Below are 21,150 nucleotides of genomic sequence, written 5' to 3' on the forward strand. Positions count from 1 at the left end.
CAAATACGAAAAGGCACGTCAATAGCGGACGGAAAAAAGGACTGTCCCTGACAAGAGACAGTCCTGACGGTCACATGGTTACATGCCGCGCAAGGAAACTGGCGGCGGTCTGGCTGAGTTTGCTCTCGACCTCGGTGGCCACCATGTCGGTGCTGTCCGACAGGAGCGCGACGCAGCCGGTTACATCGCCCTCGGAGATGATGGGAGCGGCGACGACGACCTGATAGGGGTCGTTGTCAGATACGTGCAGGGTGTCATCCGAGCCGGTGTGCTCGTAGATGTGGCGCTGCTCCATGAGGGTTTCCAGGTCGTTCGAGATAGCCTTTTCAAAGATATCCTTTTTGGCACCGCCCGCGGCAGCGATGACCGCATCACGGTCACAGATGGCGCACGACAGACCAGCCGTTCGCGACAGTGCCTCGGCCAGCTCGCCCGCAAAGGTGCCCAGCTCGCCCATGGGCGAATATTTCTTGAAGATGACCTCGCCGTCGCGGTCGGTGTAGATCTCCAGCGGATCGCCGTCACTGATAACATTGGCATGAAACACCTTGTCCGGGCGCTTGTTCGACGACTGGACAATGGTGACGGGCGCGATATGCTCCATGCCGTTCTTAAAATTTACGGCATCCTCCAAAGTACCTGCCCGCAGGATAGCATCGACATCGGCCTGCAGCTCGATCTCCAGATGATCCTCAAAGACCTTGATCTGTCGGATAATAAGCTCCAGATCATTCCGCTCGAGCGGGTTCTTGTTCAGGATGTCGGAAAAGACATCCATCGCCGTGCGGGCGGCACGGTTGACCTGAATGATGGTGTTGCGCTTGTCCGATAGCATATCAATCTGGTGGCGAATGCCCTCAATCTTCTTTTGCAGCTCGGCCTCAAGTTCATCATAGGTTTCTTCCAGCAGCTCTTCCTGATCGGGGTGCTTCATCAGGTCGCGGATGCGCTGGCGCTTAGTTGCTTTTAACTCGTTCTGCAGATCGACCAGAACCTCTGCCAGATGATCGGCGCTCTGCTCGGTCTCGGTCACGTCCTCCTGCTCACGGGCGAGATCCTGATTGAGCCGCTCCAGCATGTCCGCGGAATGCTCCATCACCTGCCGGATGTAGCTTTTGAGCAGCTCGTCGAGCTTGTCCGTCCGGATGTGATGCGAGGTGCATCCCGCTCGCCCGCGACGGTGGTAGGAACCGCAGGTGTACGCACTCTTGAGATCCTTGCGGCTCATGGCAAACATGGGACTGCCGCAGTCGCCGCAGACCAGAAAACCGGAGTACACATTGTCGTACTTTTTGATGCCGCGATAGTGAGAGGTTGTGCGCTTTTCGCGCAGGGCGCGGGTGACCGCGAACGTGCGGTAATCAATGATTGCTTGATGATGGTTCTCGATCACGATCTGCTCATCCTCGGCCTGCCGGACATCCTTACCGTTGATCTTCTTGCGCGTGTACTTACCCTGACGCAGCGTGCCGATGTAAAAGTCGTTGTCCAGAATACCCTGTACGGTCACAATCGCCCAGGATGCCTTGACCGCACGCTTGTATTCCTCACCAGCCGCCTCTTTGCGGTCACGCTCGGCCATGCGCGGGGTCGGGATGCCTTGCTCAGTCAGATAATTTGCAATTTTTTTGTAACCCCAGCCTTCCTCGTTATACAGGCGGAAGATCGTGCGCACAATGTCGGCCTCGGTGGGGACGATCTCAAACTCCTGCCGCTTGTTGATGATGTATCCGTAGGGCGCGGCGCAGATCCACTTGCCGTCAGCCTGTCGGCGCTTGATGACATTTTTTACCTTTTTGCTGGTATCGGTGACCGGCATCTCGTTGATGAGGAACTGAAATTGGATTTTCAGCCAGTCATCGTCGTTAGGGAAGTCGATGCCGTCACCGATGGAAATGATGCGCACGCCGGCATCACGCAGATCTTCCAGCTCAACCAGACCACGGCTGTTGCGGCGCGAAAAACGGGAAAAATCCTTGACGATCAGGATTTCATACTTGTGTCCCATCAGCTTTTTGCGCAGTGCCTGATAGCCCTCGCGCTGTTCGAACGTGTAACCAGAACGGTCGCGATCCTCGTAGAAGGTGAGAGTACTGCCCGGGAATTTCTGTCTGACAAAGTCCTGAATGATCGCCTTCTGGTTTTCGATGGACACGTTGTCCCGATCCAGATCGTCATCGACCGAAATTCGGCAGTAGCCTGCAATGTCAAATTTTTCGATCATGTATGGTTGCCTCCCTTCAGGTATTGTTCCATCACACGGTCAAATTCCGAGACATATTCCTCGTCTTGCTTTTTGCGGAACTCGGCATAGATCTCGCTGACCTTTTTGACTGCCGCCTCCCGCGAGATATGTCCCTTGTGATCGAGAACATTGCGGCGATTGTTTGCAAGAAAGCGGTCGGTTTCGTGCAGCCAATCCTCCATGCTCATCAGCTGCTCGTCCTCTGCCATCAGTTCGGCGTAGTCGATGAACATAGTCACCAGTCGGTTGAGCTTGGACAGCTCTTTTTCGTTGAGGTAGTTCTTGGCCACCAGCGTATCGCTCTTGAGAATTTTGCCGTCGGGCGCACCCTTCCAGGTGGTCAGTCCCATGGTCGGACTGTCCAGTGTTGCCCGCTCAGCGATCAGCTCGGCAGCGGTCTTGCCGGTTACAGCAAAGTGCAGCTTGTTCTGCACAAAGGCATAAAAATCCTTGGTCGTCTGACTATTCTTGTCGTAGTCATAGCTGCACTGCTCAAACACATCGGCAATCTTCTGGTAGGCGCGGCGCTCGCTGGCGCGGATCTCACGGATGCGCTCGAGCAGTTCATCAAAGTAGTCCCGACCAAAGGGCTTACCGTTTTTGAGCATGTCATCGTTGAGTACAAAGCCTTTCTGGATGTACTCCTTGAGCGTCTTGGTTGCCCACTGGCGGAAGCGGGTGGCTTTCTTGGAGTTGACCCGATAGCCCACGGCGATAATGGCATCGAGATTATAGTGGTCCAGCGTACGGCGCACCTGTCGGGAGCCCTCCTGACGAACTACCGAAATTTTCTCGGTAGTTGCCTCGGGGGATAGCTCTTCCTCGGCATAGATGTTTTTGAGGTGTACAGAAATGTTGTCGGTCGAGCAGTCGAACAGCTCGGCCATACCACTCTGCGTCAGCCAGAAGGTCTCGTCCTGAAACACGACGTTGACGAACTCTTTCTCACTGCCATTGTTGTAGAGCAGGATCTGACCCTGCTGCATGGGAGATTGTTCCATGATGCCCTCCTCTTATCAACACAAAACAAAATTTGAATTTATATTACAGATAACATTGTAAAATAGATTACGGTAAATTGCAAGCACCGCGTGAAAAAACAGGGCAGCAGTTTTTGGCTGCTGCCCGATATCACATGAATATGGCTGACTGACGCTGCTTTTGTACTTCTTGTTCGGCGAGGCGCTTGCGGTTATAGATCAATAAATCGCGCGTTTGCTGGTACAAATCGCCATCGCCGGACAGGAACACCGCGACAAGATACTTCTGTGCCGTATACTGCTGATACAGCGGCTTGAGTGACGCACGAAAAGTCGGGTCGTTTTTCTCGGCACGGGTCAGCCAGAGTTCTATGGTTTTTGTCTTTTCGTTCACCTGCATCTGCAATGGGCGTTCACCTCCACACCAATATTTTCCACCGCTTTGAGCGGGTTTATACACCAAAACGGATTGGAAGGTCTGAGAATCCATGCGGTGTAGTCATCAAGCTGCACCGCATGGAATTGCGCTCAATAACGCTCTGCAGCTTGTTCCAGAACGTCAATTTTGATACAGTAGACCCGCAGAGCGTCCGAGTCATCGGACACCTTGATCTGATAGGTTCCCTGTTCTTGAATGCACAATGCACCGTAGGAAACAAGTTCCGCAACGATGCGATTGAGGGTCCAACCCCGGTATCCGGGACTCTGATTTACTAATTGCTGGAGCGCACATGTACGAAGGCAGAGCTTATTTTTGATCAGCAGACCGTCATATTTCAACAGTTTTCGGATCTTTTTACCTTCTGGCATCAGGCTGAATTGCTGCTTACGGTATGCGTTCAGCAAGACGTAGGCAATGTTGCCCTCAGGTGTCAGACTGCGCACACGGGCAAGTGCTGCATTTGTTTGCTCAACCGAGTCGGCGAGCGCATGTTGAAACTTCCGCATGAGATCGCGTGCCAAATCGTGGCGTTTGAAGTGCGTTTCAAGTATCGCTGCAAACTCCTGAAACGCCCACTGAAGTGCAGTTAGGTTGGTGCGAACACGCTGTTCGGGGCAGTTTTGCAGTGCAGGAATCTGCTCGTTGTTTTTCAGGAGATGCTGTAATCGGCACAGCGAATTTTCTGAATCGAGCAGATAATGTTGCAGAAATAGCTCGACCGCGCCTGCCATGACACTTGGAGTCAGTGCGTCCGGTAAGTCCAGCGGCTGTGTAATGGGAGCCATTACGCAGCGGGTCACATCCGAGGCATTCTCCAGCATGAACTCTGCGGTCATGATGACGCCAGCAACATTATGGAGCGTCATTGTCTGTCCACCGGGGGCTTTCTTGATGATTTCAGTCACATTGGCCGCTTCGCGTACGAGTTGCGCACCCAGATCTTTGCGCCGCTGCTGGGCGGCACGGCTGGCCGAGAGGCAGAGATCGTCCACAACGATCGGAAGGTCGCGTGCACTGGCCATGGCGTCCCGGGTGGCAGCGAGCGTACTGCCGGCATCAAATAGTAATGCCGGGCGGTCGGTGTCGGCGTTGTTTACGAAACCGGCAACACGCCGTGCAAGGGTGGTCTTGCCCAGACCCTGTGCACCGGTAATATACAGAACCGCCTGCAGGTCAATGCCGGACTCGATAACTGCCGAGCGAACGGTGGTCAGCAGCGTGTACGCCGTGGTCAGTAGCACCGCAGATGGCTGATCCATGAGGACTTTGGCCAGGATGATGCACGCGTCGGATGTACCGAACGGGACGTTCCATGAACACATGGGTTTAGCGATACACCGGTTACCCTTGTATCCGAGGACGCGATTGCCGAGTATGACGCAGGTCGCTCCATCACCGAGATGCACGATGCCGTTTTCGGCAAAATAGTATGCTTTAGAGGTGCAATTCTCGGGAGATTCGAGGAATTTCTGCATTTTTTCGAACAAATAAGTATCGAACATGGCACGGTGACGAGACGATGCGCACTGGAGCAGAGGAATGGCTCGGTGCAGCGCCCTGTACCCGAGATCGCCCACCGCGACATCGACACATTGGTCGACCAAGCTGCCAATGCGGATGCGGACGAGAAGATTCGACGGGGTAGAGTTACCCGGGCGATAGTATGCCTGTACAATCTCCGGGATACCGTTGCAAATCATGCGGCTGCCGATGTACAAACCGCGGCCTTCAACAACTGTTACTTCCTTAGCCATTCCCATTTTCCTCCTCGTTTTCGATCTCTTCAATGTCAGCCGGGTCGATTTCGACCGTGGGCTTGTTTTGCATCATTTCCAGCCGGGCTTCCAACCGACCCAGCTTCTCGGCCATTTCAAGATTGTCGTTGTACATCTGCCTCATCAACGGGGTCAGATCGACCTTGACGACCATGTCTTTGCGTGCCTTCTTACCCCCGGGAAAGTCGGGTACGAAGTCGCAAATTCCGTTTTTTTTCACTTATATTACCTCCATTGCTGGGGGTTCTGGGGTGATCTACCCACAACCCCCAGCGATTTTGATGTATACCGGCGTTTGTGCACGATCGCCGGATGTGAACGTCATCGATGAGCTGACTTTATTATGGCAGATGAAGTGCCTCAGAAATAGCGTTGATTTTTTTGATCTTTTTTGAAAAAAGATAGAAAAATTTGCTGTATTTGAGACAAGGATTCTATCACCATCGCGTTCAAATGGTTTATTCAGGGATTCTCAATATTGCTTGATTGGGGTAAGACGATTTTACACAGAAAATACCCCCGTCTGCACGCAATGCGCAAACGGGGGTATGAAAGAAGAGGTTGGTATCAATTTGGTGTGCAAACCAGCATCAAATCAGCTGTTTGGAACTGTCACGGATAACCAATGTTGGGTTAACCGATATCTTCAAAGAGATGTCATCCTTACCTTTGATCTTTTCAGACAGTCGGGTTACGGCACGTTGTCCGAATGCTTCTTTGGGAACTTGGATGGTAGTCAATTTGGGAGAGACCACATACGATAGAGGCATGTCATCGAAGCCCACGAAAGAGATATCGTCAGGCAAGCGGTAGCCGTGTTCTTTGAGTGCTCTCATACAGGATACCGCAATGATATCATTGTCCGCGAAAAAAGCGGTGGGCAATTGCGGTTTAGTATCCAAATAGGATGACATATCATAGTAAGCGCCCTCTTGCGTGGAGGCAACCCGGTTGGCCTGCTCATCCTGATTGTCATGGCAGTCTGCTTCGCAATTCTGCTCAAGCGTACCTCGTTTGGCTGGCATGTATTCTCGATCGGCGGCAATGAAAAGGCTGCAAAGCTGTCGGGTGTTAAGGTAGATCGAGTCAAGATTCTGGTTTATATCATCTCGGGTGTGTGCGCAGCTATGGTCGGTATTATCGCATCCTCTCAGCTGGCGGCTTCCCACCCGGCTACCGGTGAATCTTGGGAGATGAACGCGATCGCCGCAGCTGTTCTGGGCGGTACTTCCATGGCTGGTGGTATCGGCACCATCGGCGGCACGATTGTCGGTGCATTCGTCATTGGCGTCATCAATGATGGTATGGTTATGTGCGGTGTATCGGAATTCTGGCAGATGGTTATCAAGGGTCTGGTTATTGTTCTGGCTGTTATTATTGACCAGTTCCAGAGAAATCTGCAGGCAAAGATGGCCCTGCGTGCCCGTAATGAAAACAAATAAGACATCATCGTTTCCGCGCGCTCCTTATAAAAAAGATGCAGACCTTTTACAAGGTCTGCATCTTTTGTCGTTTGGAGTACCCATTTTATGATAAAATAAAAATATAAATGCATGAATGGAGGTATCCAGATGTTTGATTTCCTTCCACTGTATCAAAACCCGGCAAACGCATCCCCGGATGTTGCCGACGCACTTTATAATTTCTTTAAGCGAGTACGTTTGTACTCCACTCGATATAACGTCAACTGGAAGAATCGCTACTGTCTGCTTCTGGAGGTGTGCGATAAACTGGAGCATATTCTGACACAAGATGAGCCTCTGTGCGATGCTTCACTTGCAGAACCTCCCGAAGATTTTCAAACGCTTTTTCAGCTTTTGACCTATACGATCTGTGATGAAGATTTCCTCTTCGATGAAGTAGGTCTGCAAATGTCACCGCGTTGGAGCGAGATTTTTGGCAGCAAGGAAAAGCCATTTGATACGTTGGATCCCAATGAAACATTTCCTGTTTTCACACTGACTGGTTGTAAATCACGCGCCGCGGCTATAAATAGTTGGAAAATAACGCATGAAAACTGCCAAGCTTTTGGTTTTTCTATGATTGATTTGCGCAATGCGTACTTAACCATCCTCGATATTCGCAGAAAACTAAAGGAACATAAAACACAAGAACAGAATTTCCCTACAGAACCCTCATCCTGTGCGGAACCTTTTCTTTTTAAACCGTTGTTCGCTTCTATCACGATGTTTTGTAAAAAGTACGGTATTCCATCCGACCGTATTCCTTGTGAAAAAGTCAAAAACATCGATCGAATCGCCCAAGAAAACTATGTCATTCGTCAGCTGGGACCGCTCTTCTGCTTCTTCGCCATCAGATCAAACCACAACATTTATACAGCAGATGAATTTTATGTAGATCTGAAACACAATGATAGCATTTTTGTACGTAAAAATCCCAAGCGAGAGTTTCAAAGCTCTTATGAGGCGTATCAGGAATTTGCATTGGCTACTGAGATATGGAATACAACCGTTTCATTGATGACTACATTCGGTACCTTACCGGATGTAACGGTACAATACCAGCTAAATCCACACAGGCTGTTGGCCGCGATACAATATCAGCTGCAACTTAACTTGCCGAATGAAGAAGTCATAGAAGCGGCTAACATGTGTGACAAGGCTTGGCAGACCCCCTCGTTCAAGTCCGAATTGCAACAATATAATTGCAAGTCATGTCCTGATGCGATTGTGTTGGGAGAAATCTTGAATGCATTCATCACTATTTTTCGTGCACAGACACGGAGTCTGAGCAATGATCCTGCTATTCATAAAGCGAGAGACTTAAAACAAGCGCTGCATATCATTTATCAGTATGGTCTGGTAAATCCAAACGTTATCCAGAATGGATATTCTGCGGTTGAACTTCCGACAGATATCATAAATAATGCGTCCGGACAAGCTGACTATAACTTCTCAGATCAGCAGTATGATGCCATTCAACAGACGATTTTACATCAATACGGTTATGAATATGACTTAAATCAGCTTGCTTTTTGGCTTATCACATTACATACGCCTTTTAATCAATCTCTTACTGAATTCGAATCCATGCGTAAGGAATTTTATCTGCAGAAGACGGTGTTCTACATTTGTGCGAACTTAATTCACAAATCATTTGAACGATTCCGCGAATATTTTGGAATGCAGGATGCACCGCTTGCAGTATATAACTCTGATTTGCGAAAAGATATCTTAAAACTTCGGACGATCATTGCACAGAAGCTGGATCTCTCCATGCTGCATGCTTTTTTTACCGATTTTTATCGTTTCAGCGAATTCGCTGAAACTTCACACGGTATAGGTGGATATTCTTTCGAATCCTCCACTACAGGATCAGCTGGTAGATGGAATGCTATACTTGCAGAGTATGTCTTTCAATTTTGTTCTAAACAACAAAAAATAAACTCCCTTTCTTTAAAGAGCTTCCATTATGCAGACCACGTATTAAAACAGGCTGTTTTATCCGAATTTATAGACAGCGCTGAGCAGCTTGTATGTGAACGTATTTTTCAAATTTTACAGCTGGTGCTCCTGAAACTGTATCCTCTGTAATATGAACCGGGATGAGCCCAATCAATTTAGACTCATCCCGGCGTTCAATTCTTTCATTCGACCGTACTGTCGTCCTCGTCTTCCAGCAGGTCGATGATCTCACCGATCACGACCAGAATGGTCCCCAGACCCATAGGCTCATCTCCTCTCCTTATTAATAGTAAGCGCAAAGCAACTCGGCCGCCGCTTCGTGCAGCAGCGCCGGATTATAGAGCAGCTCCTCGATTTCGCACGGGTCGTATCCTAGATCGAGCAGCGCCAGCACTTCATCTTCGGACACGCCCATGGACTTCGCGGCCTGAATCAGCAGATCAGTCTGCCCGTCTATCGCTTCCGGCTCGTCCACTTCATCAAGCCACGAAAGCATCCGAAACCGAGGATTGCGCCAAAAGTGCTCGAAACTGCGATTTGGATTAAAGTGTGCAAAGCTACACTGGCCAGCTTGATCAATCTTCAAAATATCGCCCTCTTCGGTATGGATTTCTTCCCGGTGATGCAGGTGCAGCTTACGCATCGCCTGCCGCAGAATTTCTTCGGTCGAGGCGTACAGGTAGAATCCGTCGAAATCAAAGATCGCGAGCGGGTTATCGCCACGAACAAAATACAGGTTGTCGTCTCGGTCGAGCACCGTAAATACAAAAGAACCCTGGATCTTCTCCGCCATCGTGCTGATGGTCGTGAAGTCCAGGGTTTTCTGCTGTTCGAGCAGCTGCACAGCGACATAGCTGTCGGTCTGGATCCGGGTATCCGGAAGATTCTCGGTCTGTCGAAGCTCTCTGTCGTTCCACAATACGCCGTTGTGCGCCAAGGCGAAAGAGCCAGTCGACCAAGGGTGGTTATTGTAGTTGTCTGCCGGTCTGCCTTGGGTGGCAAGTCGGGTGTGTCCCATGATGACACTCACACCATTAGGCACATGGAACTTTAGCTTATGTGCGGCGAGCGGGCGCTTATAGACCTTGATGCTGCCGCCAAAGTTGTAGGCAATTCCCGTCGCGTCCGTGCCGCGCACCTCGCATTCCTTGCCAAGCACCTGCAAAATCCGGTTTTTCTGCCGTGTTGTCAGGACATTTTGATAGTCAATCAATCCGAATAAGCTACACATTTAATCGTCCTCCTCGTAAGCAATCGGGTCATTTTTATACAGATTGCGCTCTTTCAGGTACTGAATGAGCTCCGGCTCGTGAATCCGGTCAAGGAATCCATGCCAGGACAGCTCCTGCAGCTCCTCGTCAGACAATAAAACAGCCACGTCGCAGACGGCATTGACCAACTGCAGCGTGGCGATTAGGGTATTATATTTGAGCGTGCCGCGGAAAATCCGGATTTCGACAGTGTCCTCGTTTGTCAGATTGACCGCGGTATATCGTCCGGCACGGGAGTCTTTCGCCGATTCCATCACAGCTTTCGGCGATAATTTCATGCCGTATCGTGCTGCCCAGCGGTTGATCTGCCGCTCGGTGCGTCGGGAGAATCGCAGCAGCTCAGTCCAGAATTTCTCGACGAAGTATAGCAGTCGAGCAATCGACAGTTCCTGCTCCTGTTCATTCTCTCCGAAGGCTGCACGGGAGATGTGGACGTGCAGTCCGCAGGTTGTAGTGCGGTGGCTGAGATAACCAAGCCCGACCGCCTTACGCAGGACGTTTTTCCATGGCATCTGTTCCATATGGTACTGCAAGGTCATCGGATGCGTGACCAGCTCCATGCCACAGTCCAGCGAACCGTCGCTTTTAATGTACAGATTCTGCGCGTCCTCGTTGGCGACATTCAGGATTTCACCGGCATTCTTGCGGCTCTTGCCGTTGCCGTCGATCTCCAGTTCCACGCCAAAGAAACGTTCATTGCTGCGTTCGCCGTGAAAAATCAGCCGTGGTGTGTAGCTGTAATCGTGGATCGTTGTTTGCTGCAAACGAGCTTGCAGGCAATCATAACATAGCGGTTCGTCCTCGTCGTCATCTTCGTAGTAGGCATCGCTGTACGAAATGACACGCCCGCAGCGTTCGCAATGTGTGTAGTGTCGTTCGTAGCAACGCTCACACAGAGTGATGTTTTCGTCTCCCTGATCGTCCGACAAGAACAGACGCTCGCCGCAACAATCACAGACCGTCGTGTATGTGTCCACGCAGTCCGGGCACAAAATCGTGTCTGCAACCATCGTGCAGGCATCCACCGGGACTCGTTCGCCGCAGCGCTCACAGACATAAAAATGATCGTTCATAATGCAGTCCTCCTTTAATATTCTTCTGCCAACAGCATGGTGATGTGATCGGGATCTTCGATGATGTAGACTTTGGCATCAACAGGCTGTTCGCCCGGAATCTCGACAACATGCTTGTACTCTGGCTGCTCTTGAATATGCTCAATGCGCTGGCGGTCGCCATCACAGGATAATCGGAAGATTTGCAAGTAATCCCGCTCGGGCACTTCCATGCTGTCGCGCATGTACCACAGAAGTGTTTGCAGCCAAGGCGGAATGGTGGTCTGAATACCACGGGTAATGTAACGGGGTTTCATCTGGATCAGCTCCTTATAGAATAGTAAAAGCCGAAGGATTTCTCCTTCGGCTTCATCGTTATAATATGTATATGATATTGGCTCAGATTCACATCAGAAATCGTTAGTTGTTTGGTGGAATACGTGTCATTTATGTATCCGTATATACCTACACATAAGACATTCAGAGAAATAAACCATTTTGCCCCTGTTGCATTAACATAAGTTAATACAGCCGAAAAACAAACCATGTATAATGTAGTCAAAAGGTAGGAGGATATCGTATGAATATAGATGGATTTTGCACGAAAGAATTAGGCATAACGGATCCTTAATTGCTGCATGATTGGCAAAACAACGGAGAGATAAAGCATGTATAGAAAGGTGAAATCATACAGGATATTGGAGATATTGACAGGTTCATATTCTGATGGATGGCTGTTAAGAGGTTTCTTCTTTGATCTAAACGGCAAAGAAATTACGGATTACTTTGGTTTTATACCAGAAACACAGGTTATATCGTGCTAGGGTTTGAATATGCCCACTCCACTCTGCATTAAAGCATTGGAAACAAGTACATTGCTCATAATTCCTCTGGATGTTATTCAAACTCTGCTTGAAACGAACTTGGAAATGAATCGATTTTATAACCGATTGCTTCACACAGCGTTGATAATGCACTAGCAGAGTAAGATTATGTTGGTGCAGCATGGAGTATCTCAGTGGTATCTGACGTGTATTCAGCGCAGCGTGCGTGTCTGAGCAATGATGCGAACATCATTTGTATGGGCGCTTTTACAACTGGTGACAAGACCTGAGAACTGCTGGTGGATGCCTTCTTTGACAATCATTTTTGCAGGGCTGTGCATCGCAGTCGAAGGTAGACGCATTTGTTACGTATAACCACAAGCATGTCTAAATCGTGGAGCCGGTGTGTCAGTTAATGTCGTGTTGGAGCTTTTTGAAAATGCGGGTTGTTTTTGGGCGGAAGAAGGAGTCAGCGACTGTGTGCTGGCTCCTTTTGATATGTTTGGCGGGATGTACGGAGACAGATACACGCTGACCCCGCGTAAAAAAGCCCCTGAGACCGGTTTTTTTGATCTCAGGGGCACAATTTTTTGTGGACTTACAGCTCCAGATTTTTCTGGGTGTCCGGGTCAAACAGGTGCGCTGTGCTGCCGTTGAAGGTGAAGCAAACCTTGCTGCCGTAGGGGAAGGAGACCGGGTTTTCCGGCTTGTCGGTGGGTACGATCAAGATGGTATCCCGATTGTATGCGTGCAGGTGGACGTGTACGGCGCTGCCCATCATCTCGCTGACTTCTACAGTGCCGTGCAGCATCTGCTCGGCTTCGCCGGTCAGCTGCAGATGTTCTGGGCGTACGCCCAGAATGATCGGGCCGGGCTTGACCTGCTTGCGGCTGAGGTTCTCCTGCTTGGCATCGGACAATACGACCTGTACACGGTCGAGCTTGACCGCGTACTGTCCATCCTCGCATACCAGCTGCGCGTCGAACAGGTTCATTTGCGGCATGCCGATGAATCCGGCGACGAACAGGTTGGCGGGATGGTCGAATACCTGCTGCGGAGTGCCGATCTGCTGGATGACGCCGTCCTTCATAATAACGATGCGGTCACCCAGGGTCATTGCCTCGGTCTGGTCGTGGGTGACATAGATAAAGGTGGTGTTGATGCGCTGGCGCAGCTTGATCAGCTCGGCACGCATCTGGTTGCGCAGCTTGGCGTCTAGGTTGGACAGCGGCTCGTCCATCAGCAGCACCTTTGGTTCGCGCACGATCGCACGACCGATGGCGACGCGCTGACGCTGACCACCGGACAGCGCCTTGGGCTTGCGGTCGAGGTACTGGGTGATGCCTAGGATCTCAGCGGCCTGCTCAACGCGGCGGTTGATCTCGTCCTTTGCAACCTTGCGCAGTTTGAGCGGGAAGGCCATATTCTCGCGTACGCTCATGTGGGGATACAGCGCGTAGTTCTGGAAGACCATAGCGATGTCTCGGTCCTTGGGCGCAACGTCATTGACGCGCTGACCGTCGATGTACAGGTCGCCGCCCGAGATATCTTCCAGACCGGCGACCATGCGCAGGGTGGTGGACTTGCCGCAGCCCGACGGGCCGACCAGAACGATGAATTCCTTGTCTTGAATGTCCAGATCAAAGGCCTGCACGGCAACGACACCTTCGTCGGTCACCTGCAGCGAGAGCTGCTTGTCCTCTGCACCCTTCTTTTTCTTCTTGGACTCGTGGTGCGGGTACACTTTCTTTATATTCTTCAGAATGACTTGTGCCATTTTGGCATTTCCTCCTCTTGATGGTAGGTCTGCGCCTTGGCGGCATCACTGGATGGCGCGTTTGATGTAAACGCTGGACAGGATCAGCACCAGAATGGTCATCACGATGGCGCCGGCCGAACCAAAGCCGAAATCCAGCGAAGAGATACCGTAGTTATAGAGATACTGGGTGATGGTGGATGTGCTGTTTGCGGGACCGCCGCCGGTCAGCAGGTTGACCTTATCGAACAGACGGAAGCTGTCGATCGTGCGCAGCAGTGCGCACAGTGCCAGACTGTTTTTGATGTTGGGGATGGTGACGTAAAACAGGATTTTGATGCGGCTCGCGCCGTCGATGCGTGCGGCTTCGTACTGGCTCTGCGGGACCGACTGCAAGGCCGCGTACAGCAGCAGGAATACGAAGGGGGCGCTCTGCCAGACGTCGATCAGAACCAGCATGCCAAATGCGGTCTTGATGTCAGAGAACCAGTTGAACACCGGCAGACCCAGCGTTTGCAGTACCTGATTGACGATGCCGTAGTTGGGCGAGAGCATCATGCGCCAGCTGAGCGCGACGGTGACTGTCGGCAGCAGGTAGGGCAGCAGGAGCAGGGTGCGCATGGCCTTCTGGCCGCGGCGCAGACTGTTGACGAACAGTGCCACGGCAAAGCCGATGAGCATTTCGAAGATCACAGCCAGGATGGTGAACTTGACCGTGTTCCAGATGGATTGCTGGAAGTAGGGGTCGGTCAGCAGGTCGGTGTAGTTTTTCAGTGCGATAAATTCAGCCGGCTGACGCAGGTTGCGCAGCAGGTTGTAGTCGGTAAAGCTGTAAAACAGCGTAAAGAGCAGCGGATAGGCGGTCATGATCAGCAGGACCACGATGGTCGGCGAGATCATGGACAGGCCGAACCGGCGCGTCTGCACATCCGCATTGCTTAATTGTTTGTTTCTTCTCATATCAGCAACCTCACTCGTGTCAGAGAGATCCGGATTCATAACAAAAGCGGCCGGGGATGACCTCGCGGCTCCCGACCGCTTTAACATGTACGATGCAGACGCTTAGCCTGCCATCAGTTCTTCAAGCTGGCTCTGTGCATCGGCCAGACCCTGGTCGACCGTCTTCACGCCGTTGATGATGTTGTCCATCTCGGTGCCCAGCGTGGTGTAGAACTGAGTCCACTCTGCAATGACAGGACGGTATACGCCGCTTTCGAGTGCCTGGCAGACAACTTCATACTGCGGATAGGTCTTGAGGATCTCGGGGTCCTGCAGGCTGGAGTAACGGCAGGGTACACCGCCCGATGCAACTGTGGACTTCTGAACCGCGGGGTCCATCAGGTAGGTCAGCAGCTCGGTTGCCAGTTCCTTGTTCTGGCTGTTTGCCGGGATGCCGATGGTCCAGATACCGTAGACGTTTGCGTTATAAGCCTCGCTGCTATCGGTTGCCGTGCCCTTGAGTGCGATGTAATCAGCAGTGGAATCTGCGGTGGGGGTGTACCAACCCGGCCAGCCGACACCCATGGTGCCCGCACCGGTATCGATCGACGCGATCAGGTCATCCTTGACCTGTGCCTCACCGGTCGCAATCAGCTCCAGATAGTAGTTCATTGCGTTCTTGAATTCCTCGGTGTTGACCGTGGGCTGGTTGTTTTCGTCTACGACCCAGCCGCCGTAGGACAGCAGGATGGGAAGAAAGTCAACGACCAGATTGTTCTGACCGTCGCCGCGGTAGATGAAGCCCTTCTTGCCGTCAGCCTGTGCCTTCTGGCAAATCTCCAGAATATCGTCGAGCGACTCGATGGAGCTTGCATCGTAACCGGCTGCCTCAACGTTAGCCTTATTGAACATCATAACGGTCACGTTGCCGTAGTAGGGTGCCAGATAGACGTCGTCATCGACATAGCAGATCGAAGTCGTTGCGGGGATGATGTCGTCGTCGAGCGAGTAGCCCAGCTCGGACAGGTTTGCCAGCACACCGTTTTCGGTGAACTCAGCCATCCAGGAACCGTCTACCATGCACAGGTCATACGAACCATCGGCATTGATGGCATCCAGCGCGATACCCGAGTACAGGTCGGACTCGGACAGCTCCTGCACCTCGCACTTGACGTTATGCTCTTCCTCGAATGCCGGCAGACACTCCTTGATGACGTCGGCATACGTGCCTGCACGCAGGATGAGGTTGAGGGTCTCGCCCTGACCGTCGTCACCGCTCTGAGCAGTCTGGCTGTCTCCGCCGCCGCAGGCGGTCAGGCTGACTGCGGTAGTCAGCGCCAAAAACGAAGCGAACAGTTTTTTCATTTCTTCTCCTCCACTTTTACAAACATTTATAATATTTTGTGATTATTCCTTGACCGCGCCACTTGAAAGACCAGAGATCAAGTAGTTCTGGGCAAAGATAACAAACAGGGTGATCGGAACGACCGAGATCACGCCGCCGGCAGCGACAAGACCGAAGTTTGTCAGACTGTCTTCGGTGTTGAGCAGCGCCAGTGCCAGCGGTACGGTGTTGTTGACTGCGCTGCGCGTAAAGATAACGGTATAGGTGTACTCGTTCCAGGCGTACATGAACGACAGCATGGCGACTGCCGCGATGCCGGGAGCGACCAGCGGCAGAACGATCTGCCGGAACAGCTGCCATTCGGTCGCACCGTCCACCTTGGCGCTCTCCTCAACCTCTTCAGGCAGATCCTGGAAGAAGCTGATCAGGAACCAGATGATGAGAGGGACATTGATGAGCACGCAGGCCAGCATGACCGGCAGCTTGGTGTTCAGAATGCCCAAGCGGTTAAACATGATGTACAGCGGAATGGTGAAAGCGACCGGCGGCAGTACGCGAACCAGCAGTACCCAGTAGGTCAGGGGCTGCTTGAGTCCGAAGCGGAAGCGACGGCGTGCGATGATGTACGCTGCACAGATACCGACCAGAAGCGAGATGACCAGAGAACCCAATGTGGTCTGTGCGCTGTTGATGATAGCCTGGCCGAAGCCCTCGGCATCGAACAACTGGGTGAAATGCTCCCCGGTGAGTGATTGCGGGATCAGACTGATCTGACCTTTCATCTCATCCGTCGGACGGATCGACATGGCGATCAGCCAGTAGATCGGGAACAGTGTAACGGCAAGCAGAACGATGCATCCGATTGCCTTGCCGATGGTGCCTGCCCATTTTGTTTTTTTCATCCTTTTTTCCTCCCCTTAGCAAGAATTCAGTACTTATGAAGTATATAAATCACGTTACAAAAACACAATCAAATTTATTGGAAATTTTTGTAAAATTATGTTAAAATCAGCGGGGAAAAGTTGCAATATACCCTCTTTTTTCTTTGAATTACACCGGATTTTTCTTGATTTTATTCAATGAAAAAACGACATTTTTCTGGTTTTCATAGTGGTCTATGCAACTTTTATGGTTATTTTTTCACCGTAAAAAATCAGCTGTTTCGCCTTTGATCGTCCCGGCATTTTTGGGGTGTGCCTTACGCGCCTAAGAACAGAAAACACGCAGATCCGCTTCTGCTTTTTCATGTTGAGGGCTTTCCTGCAGCATGATGAGCGGTACCAGCGAGACCACATTTGCCCCGAACAATGCAATTACCCGCGAGCAGATGGCAGCCATCCTGATGCGCTTCTGTGAGAATATTGCAAAGTAAATGACACAATCTTTTTCCTTTTTGAGAGAAGCTGATCTTTGGGTCAGCTTCTCTTTTTCATGGCGTATGGCTTATTTTTATAGATCGAGCGTGAGTTTATCTGCTGTATAACTTCGATATTTCCAGTGCAATGGTCAAATGAATGATGTTTTTTCGGCAGCACGTTCTCCATTCAATTGGTTGTTGCAGGATCTTTACTTACTTCTTATCTAGATTCCGTTGAAAGTCAACTGGTGCGTGCTATAATGAAGCTGGATAACCTCAACAGGGGTGTAAGGAATGCAGACAAACGGACGAATAACAGGCGAAAATAGACCAGACTCCCAATAAGGGGGTCTGGTTTTGCGTTTTTTGCCGGGAACAGGAGAGTATCAATGCGAAAAACCTATGTACTGGATACCAATGTACTGATTCAGGCGCCTTATGCGCTGGACTGCTTTGAAGATAATGATCTTGTGCTGCCGCTTGCAGTGCTCGAGGAACTGGATGGATTAAAGAAGGCCGACGGTGAGCGCGGCGCAAATGCCCGTGCGGTCATCCGTGCGCTGGAAGGGTATCGGTGCCGCGGCGATTTGCTTGCAGGGGTACCGATCGCAAGCGGAGGAACTCTGCGCGTCGAGGCCAACTGTGTAGATGTCGAGCTGCCGGATACACTGTCTGATCGTACGCAGGATAACCGTATTTTGCGTGTGTGCAAGGGCTTGCAGGAACAGGGTGGACAGATTGTACTGGTGACCAAGGATATTCTGCTGCGGCTCAAAGCGCAGATGCTCGCGCTTACAGCGGAGGATTTTACAACCGAGCAGGCACCGGCAAACGGTATGGATTATACGGGTCGTCTGGAATGTTTTGCACCAGAGGCACGCTTCAAGGAATTTCGCAAACGAGGTATTTCGTGTGAGGAGCTGTATCAGGCAGACGCAGAGGGCAATATCACCCGACCTGTTTTTACGCCCAATCAGTTTGTCGTGCTGCACGCCGACCAGTCACACAAAAAGTCTCAGCTTGGCAGAGTGTGCGGCGATAAGGTTGTGGCGCTCGAGTTTGGAAAATGCACGCCCTACGGGGTAAAGCCGCGCTCGGCGGGACAGTATTTCCTGCAGGAAGCGCTCATGCAGCCGGCAGAAACCGCGCCGTTGGTCATTGTGCGCGGCATGGCGGGCACAGCCAAGACGTTTTATTCGCTGGCAGTCGGACTGGAAAAGCTGATGTGCGAAGACAAAAATGAGTATCGCCGCATTCTCATTTGCCGTCCGAATGCGCAGTTTGATCTGGACATTGGCTTTTTGCCGGGAGATGAGCAGGAGAAAATCTCTCCGCTGCTGCGGCCTGTGATGGATAACCTTGAGCAGCTGATTGATTCAAACGATGCCGAGCGTTACCGCAACGAAGCCGAGTTGCAGGATAAGATTCGTGAGATTTTTGCACGAGGCATCATTCAAGCGGAAGCGCTGAATTTCATTCGCGGCCGGTCGATCGCCCAGACCTATCTGATCATCGACGAAGCGCAAAATATGACCCCGTCACAGGTAAAGGGGGTCATTACGCGCGCGGGCAAAGGTACCAAAATCATTCTGCTTGGCGATCCGGGGCAGATTGACCGACCGTATCTGGACGAGCGCACCAACGGACTGAGCTATGCCATGGCACATATGCAGGGAAGCCCATTGTGCTGGCAGTTGGCACTGACGGCAGAGGAGTGTGAGCGCTCATCGCTGGCAATGGATGCCATTCATAGATTATAAACAGGAGAGCGTCATTTATGGAGCAGCAAATCATTACATATCAGCAAATTAAACACAATCCTGAAATAACTGCGCTGATGGAGCGCGGTAATGATATGCTTGGTGTACTGGGATACACCGAGCATTCGAAGAAACACGCCTGCAAAGTCGCATCAGGTGCAGGGGATATTCTGTCGGCTCTCGGACATAACAAGCGCGTGTGCGAGTTGGCACGGATCGCGGGATATATGCATGACATCGGCAACTGTGTCAATCGCGTCGATCATGCGCATAGCGGAGCGCTGCTTGCGTTTCAGATTTTGCGCGGGTTGGAAATGTTACCGGACGAGGTTGCGTGTGTGGTGTCCGCGATCGGCCAGCATGATGAAAAGACCGGCACCGCAGTCGATCCGATTTCCGCGGCGGTTATTCTGGCGGATAAGAGTGATGTACGCCGTAATCGCGTGCGCAACCGGGTCAAGGCGCGGTTTGACAAGCACGACCGCGTCAACTATGCAGCCATAGCTGCTGATCTGAATGTGCGGATGGAAAAGAAGGTCATCCAGCTCGAGATTGAACTGGACGAGGACATCTGTTCCATTTTGGATTATTTCGAGATTTTTTTGCAGCGGATGCTCATGTGCAAGCGAGCAGCAGAAGTGCTCGGACTCAAATTTCGTATGAATGCCAACGGACATAAAATGTGCTGATGTGAGTGAATTGTCAAACTAAGTGCAACAGGAATTGAGCTCGAAGTCCCATAATTGCTGTGTAGAATGGAAGTTAAGAACTTTGAGAGGGCCTGGCGTTCATAAGCGCCAGGTTTCGTTTTCGTGTAGCGGGAGCAACCCAAGAAAGGTTTCTGACAGTGCCAAAACAATGGCGTTCTCCATTTATATAGTTTTAATATTTATATATTTTAAAATGTAAAAACCATGTGAGAGAATGCATTTGAGAATCACTAAAGAAAAAAACAGACACATTGTGACAAGCGAAAACAGCGAATGTTTGGATTGGCAGTGCCTGAGTGCGTGAGCTTGCACGATATAGACTATTTCATTTGGAAACCGACAGGCTCGATCACATTCCAATCTATATTCAACCAAATGGCTGATGAAAGTAACCCTTTTTCTGCTTTCCTTTTGTGGGCAAGTGCGATATGAACAGATCCAGTAAAAATGGACAGTGACAAAACATCCCCTGATGTAGGGAAATAGACTACGTCAGGGGTATTGCTATGAGTAAACGAAATTACATACACGTTCAAGCGCTGCTGCTAGAGGAGAAAACACAGCGGGAAGTGGCAAAATACTACGGCTTTCGGGATAAGTATGCAGTAAAACAATTGCTGACACGGGAGCGCAGAAAGGAGCGAAAACTGGAAGTCGGAATCCTACCGCGACCGAAAGGACGGCCGAGGAAAATACAGCAGCGAAAGATATTGTGGCCGAGCAGGCTTATGAGATTCAGCGGCTTGGTATGGAAAATGAACTGCTGCGGGATTTTGTGCAATCCCAAAATTACTCTGCGGGTCATGAAGAAGTATGATCTGCTCTCGGAAATCCGTATGACAACGCATTGGCAGAAAATTTCTTCTCCATCCTCAAAATAGAGTGCATTTACCGGCATAAGCCAGCTACCTTCTCAGAGGCCAATGGGATGATTGACCGCTATATTCACTTTTACTATTATGAGCGTATCCAGTTAAAAACTGGAGAGGCGCCGCTTGCGCGACGCCGCTCCACTTAAAACTCAATCTTTCCTACCAGGGACTCTTTTTTGTGCTGTCCGCACAATGTGGGGCAGTTCACATCTGTCTTTAGGCGGGATTTTTGCATTTTGGGGATAAACTTAGATTTTACCTTGGCGCATATGGCCGCCTGCATTTTACGTACTGTGTGCACAATTTTTACACCATGAGAAATCTTTGGTCGGCTAATAAAAAAACAGTTTTTTCCCAAAACTGCAAGGTAAGAATTAACATCTGTTAATAAAAAAGC

19 protein-coding genes and 1 pseudogene are annotated in these 21,150 nt (G+C 50.8%); 7 read left to right on the forward strand and 13 right to left on the reverse strand.

Features of this window, described 5'->3' with window-relative positions; all coding sequences use genetic code 11:
• Nucleotides 1-70 precede the first annotated feature (70 nt).
• The 6 genes from B5D52_RS10555 to B5D52_RS10580 form a co-directional block, all read right to left on the reverse strand.
• Entirely contained in the window at nucleotides 71-2,224 is a 2,154-nt protein-coding gene (locus B5D52_RS10555) for a stage V sporulation T C-terminal domain-containing protein (RefSeq protein WP_016148604.1), read from the reverse strand.
• A complete protein-coding gene (locus B5D52_RS10560; protein ID WP_016148603.1) occupies nucleotides 2,221-3,246 on the reverse strand; it encodes a virulence RhuM family protein in 1,026 nt (341 codons plus the stop codon). Before B5D52_RS10560 ends, B5D52_RS10555 begins: the two co-directional genes overlap by 4 nt.
• A gap of 130 nt (nucleotides 3,247-3,376) precedes the next feature.
• Nucleotides 3,377-3,715: a hypothetical protein gene (locus tag B5D52_RS10565; RefSeq protein ID WP_143149428.1), complete on the reverse strand. Its 339-nt coding sequence runs from the start codon at nucleotides 3,713-3,715 to the stop codon at nucleotides 3,377-3,379.
• Nucleotides 3,716-3,753: 38 nt separating this feature from the next.
• Nucleotides 3,754-5,421, reverse strand: a complete 1,668-nt coding sequence (locus B5D52_RS10570; protein ID WP_016148601.1) for a hypothetical protein — start codon at nucleotides 5,419-5,421, stop codon at nucleotides 3,754-3,756.
• Nucleotides 5,414-5,662, reverse strand: a complete 249-nt coding sequence (locus B5D52_RS10575) for a hypothetical protein (RefSeq protein WP_016148600.1) — start codon at nucleotides 5,660-5,662, stop codon at nucleotides 5,414-5,416. The genes B5D52_RS10570 and B5D52_RS10575 overlap by 8 nt, the downstream gene beginning before the upstream one ends.
• A 370-nt stretch (nucleotides 5,663-6,032) precedes the next feature.
• Nucleotides 6,033-6,467 (reverse strand): substrate-binding domain-containing protein, encoded by a 435-nt coding sequence (locus B5D52_RS10580; RefSeq protein WP_078689200.1) that lies wholly within the window; start codon nucleotides 6,465-6,467, stop codon nucleotides 6,033-6,035.
• On the opposite strand from B5D52_RS10580, the gene B5D52_RS10585 reads away from it, so the two are divergent.
• Together B5D52_RS10585 and B5D52_RS10590 are read left to right on the forward strand one after the other, a co-directional pair.
• On the forward strand, nucleotides 6,375-6,884 hold the full coding sequence (locus tag B5D52_RS10585) for an ABC transporter permease (protein WP_016148598.1): 510 nt from the start codon (nucleotides 6,375-6,377) through the stop codon (nucleotides 6,882-6,884). The two genes, B5D52_RS10580 and B5D52_RS10585, sit on opposite strands and share 93 nt — an antisense overlap.
• Nucleotides 6,885-7,013: 129 nt before the next feature.
• A complete protein-coding gene (locus B5D52_RS10590) occupies nucleotides 7,014-8,996 on the forward strand; it encodes a hypothetical protein (protein WP_016148597.1) in 1,983 nt (660 codons plus the stop codon).
• A 154-nt stretch (nucleotides 8,997-9,150) separates the two neighbouring features.
• Here B5D52_RS10590 and B5D52_RS10595 read toward each other — a convergent pair whose 3' ends face one another.
• Genes B5D52_RS10595 through B5D52_RS10605 form a run of 3 tightly spaced genes read right to left on the reverse strand, consistent with a single transcriptional unit; the run spans nucleotide 9,151 to nucleotide 11,507 of the window.
• Nucleotides 9,151-10,098 carry a class II glutamine amidotransferase gene (locus B5D52_RS10595; protein WP_016148596.1) on the reverse strand — a complete coding sequence of 316 codons (948 nt, stop codon included), beginning with the start codon at nucleotides 10,096-10,098 and terminating at the stop codon, nucleotides 9,151-9,153.
• Entirely contained in the window at nucleotides 10,099-11,211 is a 1,113-nt protein-coding gene (locus B5D52_RS10600; RefSeq protein WP_016148595.1) for an amidoligase family protein, read from the reverse strand.
• A 14-nt stretch (nucleotides 11,212-11,225) separates the two neighbouring features.
• Nucleotides 11,226-11,507, reverse strand: a complete 282-nt coding sequence (locus B5D52_RS10605; RefSeq protein ID WP_016148594.1) for a DUF960 family protein — start codon at nucleotides 11,505-11,507, stop codon at nucleotides 11,226-11,228.
• Between the two features lie 713 nt (nucleotides 11,508-12,220).
• Here B5D52_RS10605 and B5D52_RS16750 point away from each other — a divergent pair.
• Entirely contained in the window at nucleotides 12,221-12,304 is an 84-nt protein-coding gene (locus B5D52_RS16750) for a hypothetical protein (RefSeq protein ID WP_330392174.1), read from the forward strand.
• A 308-nt stretch (nucleotides 12,305-12,612) separates the two neighbouring features.
• On the opposite strand, the gene B5D52_RS10615 is transcribed toward B5D52_RS16750, so the two are convergent.
• The 4 genes from B5D52_RS10615 to B5D52_RS10630 all read right to left on the reverse strand — a co-directional run bounded on the left by B5D52_RS10615 (nucleotide 12,613) and on the right by B5D52_RS10630 (nucleotide 16,956).
• Entirely contained in the window at nucleotides 12,613-13,791 is a 1,179-nt protein-coding gene (locus B5D52_RS10615) for an ABC transporter ATP-binding protein (protein WP_016148593.1), read from the reverse strand.
• Nucleotides 13,792-13,836: 45 nt separating this feature from the next.
• Nucleotides 13,837-14,730: a carbohydrate ABC transporter permease gene (locus B5D52_RS10620; protein WP_016148592.1), complete on the reverse strand. Its 894-nt coding sequence runs from the start codon at nucleotides 14,728-14,730 to the stop codon at nucleotides 13,837-13,839.
• A 102-nt stretch (nucleotides 14,731-14,832) separates the two neighbouring features.
• The gene (locus B5D52_RS10625) at nucleotides 14,833-16,074 is read right to left on the reverse strand and encodes an extracellular solute-binding protein (protein ID WP_016148591.1); all 1,242 of its coding nucleotides are present in this window, start codon (nucleotides 16,072-16,074) and stop codon (nucleotides 14,833-14,835) included.
• Nucleotides 16,075-16,116: 42 nt separating this feature from the next.
• Nucleotides 16,117-16,956 carry a carbohydrate ABC transporter permease gene (locus tag B5D52_RS10630; RefSeq protein WP_016148590.1) on the reverse strand — a complete coding sequence of 280 codons (840 nt, stop codon included), beginning with the start codon at nucleotides 16,954-16,956 and terminating at the stop codon, nucleotides 16,117-16,119.
• A 365-nt stretch (nucleotides 16,957-17,321) separates the two neighbouring features.
• Between B5D52_RS10630 and B5D52_RS10635 the strand changes: the two genes are divergently transcribed.
• From B5D52_RS10635 to B5D52_RS16845, 4 genes and pseudogenes are all read left to right on the forward strand, one after another.
• Nucleotides 17,322-17,426, forward strand: coding sequence for an S-layer homology domain-containing protein (locus tag B5D52_RS10635; protein WP_016148589.1), 105 nt, complete (start codon nucleotides 17,322-17,324; stop codon nucleotides 17,424-17,426).
• Between the two features lie 374 nt (nucleotides 17,427-17,800).
• Nucleotides 17,801-19,171 carry a PhoH family protein gene (locus tag B5D52_RS10640; protein WP_016148588.1) on the forward strand — a complete coding sequence of 457 codons (1,371 nt, stop codon included), beginning with the start codon at nucleotides 17,801-17,803 and terminating at the stop codon, nucleotides 19,169-19,171.
• A gap of 17 nt (nucleotides 19,172-19,188) precedes the next feature.
• Complete coding sequence (locus tag B5D52_RS10645; protein ID WP_016148587.1) at nucleotides 19,189-19,860, forward strand: HD domain-containing protein; 672 nt, start codon at nucleotides 19,189-19,191, stop codon at nucleotides 19,858-19,860.
• Nucleotides 19,861-20,719: 859 nt separating this feature from the next.
• A pseudogene (locus B5D52_RS16845) lies at nucleotides 20,720-20,899 on the forward strand (IS3 family transposase); the annotation flags it as partial.
• Nucleotides 20,900-21,150 lie beyond the last annotated feature (251 nt).

The sequence above is a fragment of the Butyricicoccus pullicaecorum DSM 23266 genome, assembly GCF_900167005.1.
Taxonomy (GTDB): domain Bacteria; phylum Bacillota; class Clostridia; order Oscillospirales; family Butyricicoccaceae; genus Butyricicoccus; species Butyricicoccus pullicaecorum.

Coding starts and splice junctions, on each gene's coding strand:
- B5D52_RS10555 (WP_016148604.1), bottom strand. CDS start 2,224: ATGATCGAAAAATTTGACATTGCAGGCTACTGCCGAATTTCGGTCGAT.
- B5D52_RS10560 (WP_016148603.1), bottom strand. CDS start 3,246: ATGGAACAATCTCCCATGCAGCAGGGTCAGATCCTGCTCTACAACAAT.
- B5D52_RS10565 (WP_143149428.1), bottom strand. CDS start 3,715: ATGGATTCTCAGACCTTCCAATCCGTTTTGGTGTATAAACCCGCTCAA.
- B5D52_RS10570 (WP_016148601.1), bottom strand. CDS start 5,421: ATGGCTAAGGAAGTAACAGTTGTTGAAGGCCGCGGTTTGTACATCGGC.
- B5D52_RS10580 (WP_078689200.1), bottom strand. CDS start 6,467: ATGCCAGCCAAACGAGGTACGCTTGAGCAGAATTGCGAAGCAGACTGC.
- B5D52_RS10590 (WP_016148597.1), top strand. CDS start 7,014: ATGTTTGATTTCCTTCCACTGTATCAAAACCCGGCAAACGCATCCCCG.
- B5D52_RS10595 (WP_016148596.1), bottom strand. CDS start 10,098: ATGTGTAGCTTATTCGGATTGATTGACTATCAAAATGTCCTGACAACA.
- B5D52_RS10600 (WP_016148595.1), bottom strand. CDS start 11,211: ATGAACGATCATTTTTATGTCTGTGAGCGCTGCGGCGAACGAGTCCCG.
- B5D52_RS10605 (WP_016148594.1), bottom strand. CDS start 11,507: ATGAAACCCCGTTACATTACCCGTGGTATTCAGACCACCATTCCGCCT.
- B5D52_RS10615 (WP_016148593.1), bottom strand. CDS start 13,791: ATGGCACAAGTCATTCTGAAGAATATAAAGAAAGTGTACCCGCACCAC.
- B5D52_RS10620 (WP_016148592.1), bottom strand. CDS start 14,730: ATGAGAAGAAACAAACAATTAAGCAATGCGGATGTGCAGACGCGCCGG.
- B5D52_RS10625 (WP_016148591.1), bottom strand. CDS start 16,074: ATGAAAAAACTGTTCGCTTCGTTTTTGGCGCTGACTACCGCAGTCAGC.
- B5D52_RS10630 (WP_016148590.1), bottom strand. CDS start 16,956: ATGAAAAAAACAAAATGGGCAGGCACCATCGGCAAGGCAATCGGATGC.
- B5D52_RS10635 (WP_016148589.1), top strand. CDS start 17,322: ATGATGAGCGGTACCAGCGAGACCACATTTGCCCCGAACAATGCAATT.
- B5D52_RS10640 (WP_016148588.1), top strand. CDS start 17,801: ATGCGAAAAACCTATGTACTGGATACCAATGTACTGATTCAGGCGCCT.
- B5D52_RS10645 (WP_016148587.1), top strand. CDS start 19,189: ATGGAGCAGCAAATCATTACATATCAGCAAATTAAACACAATCCTGAA.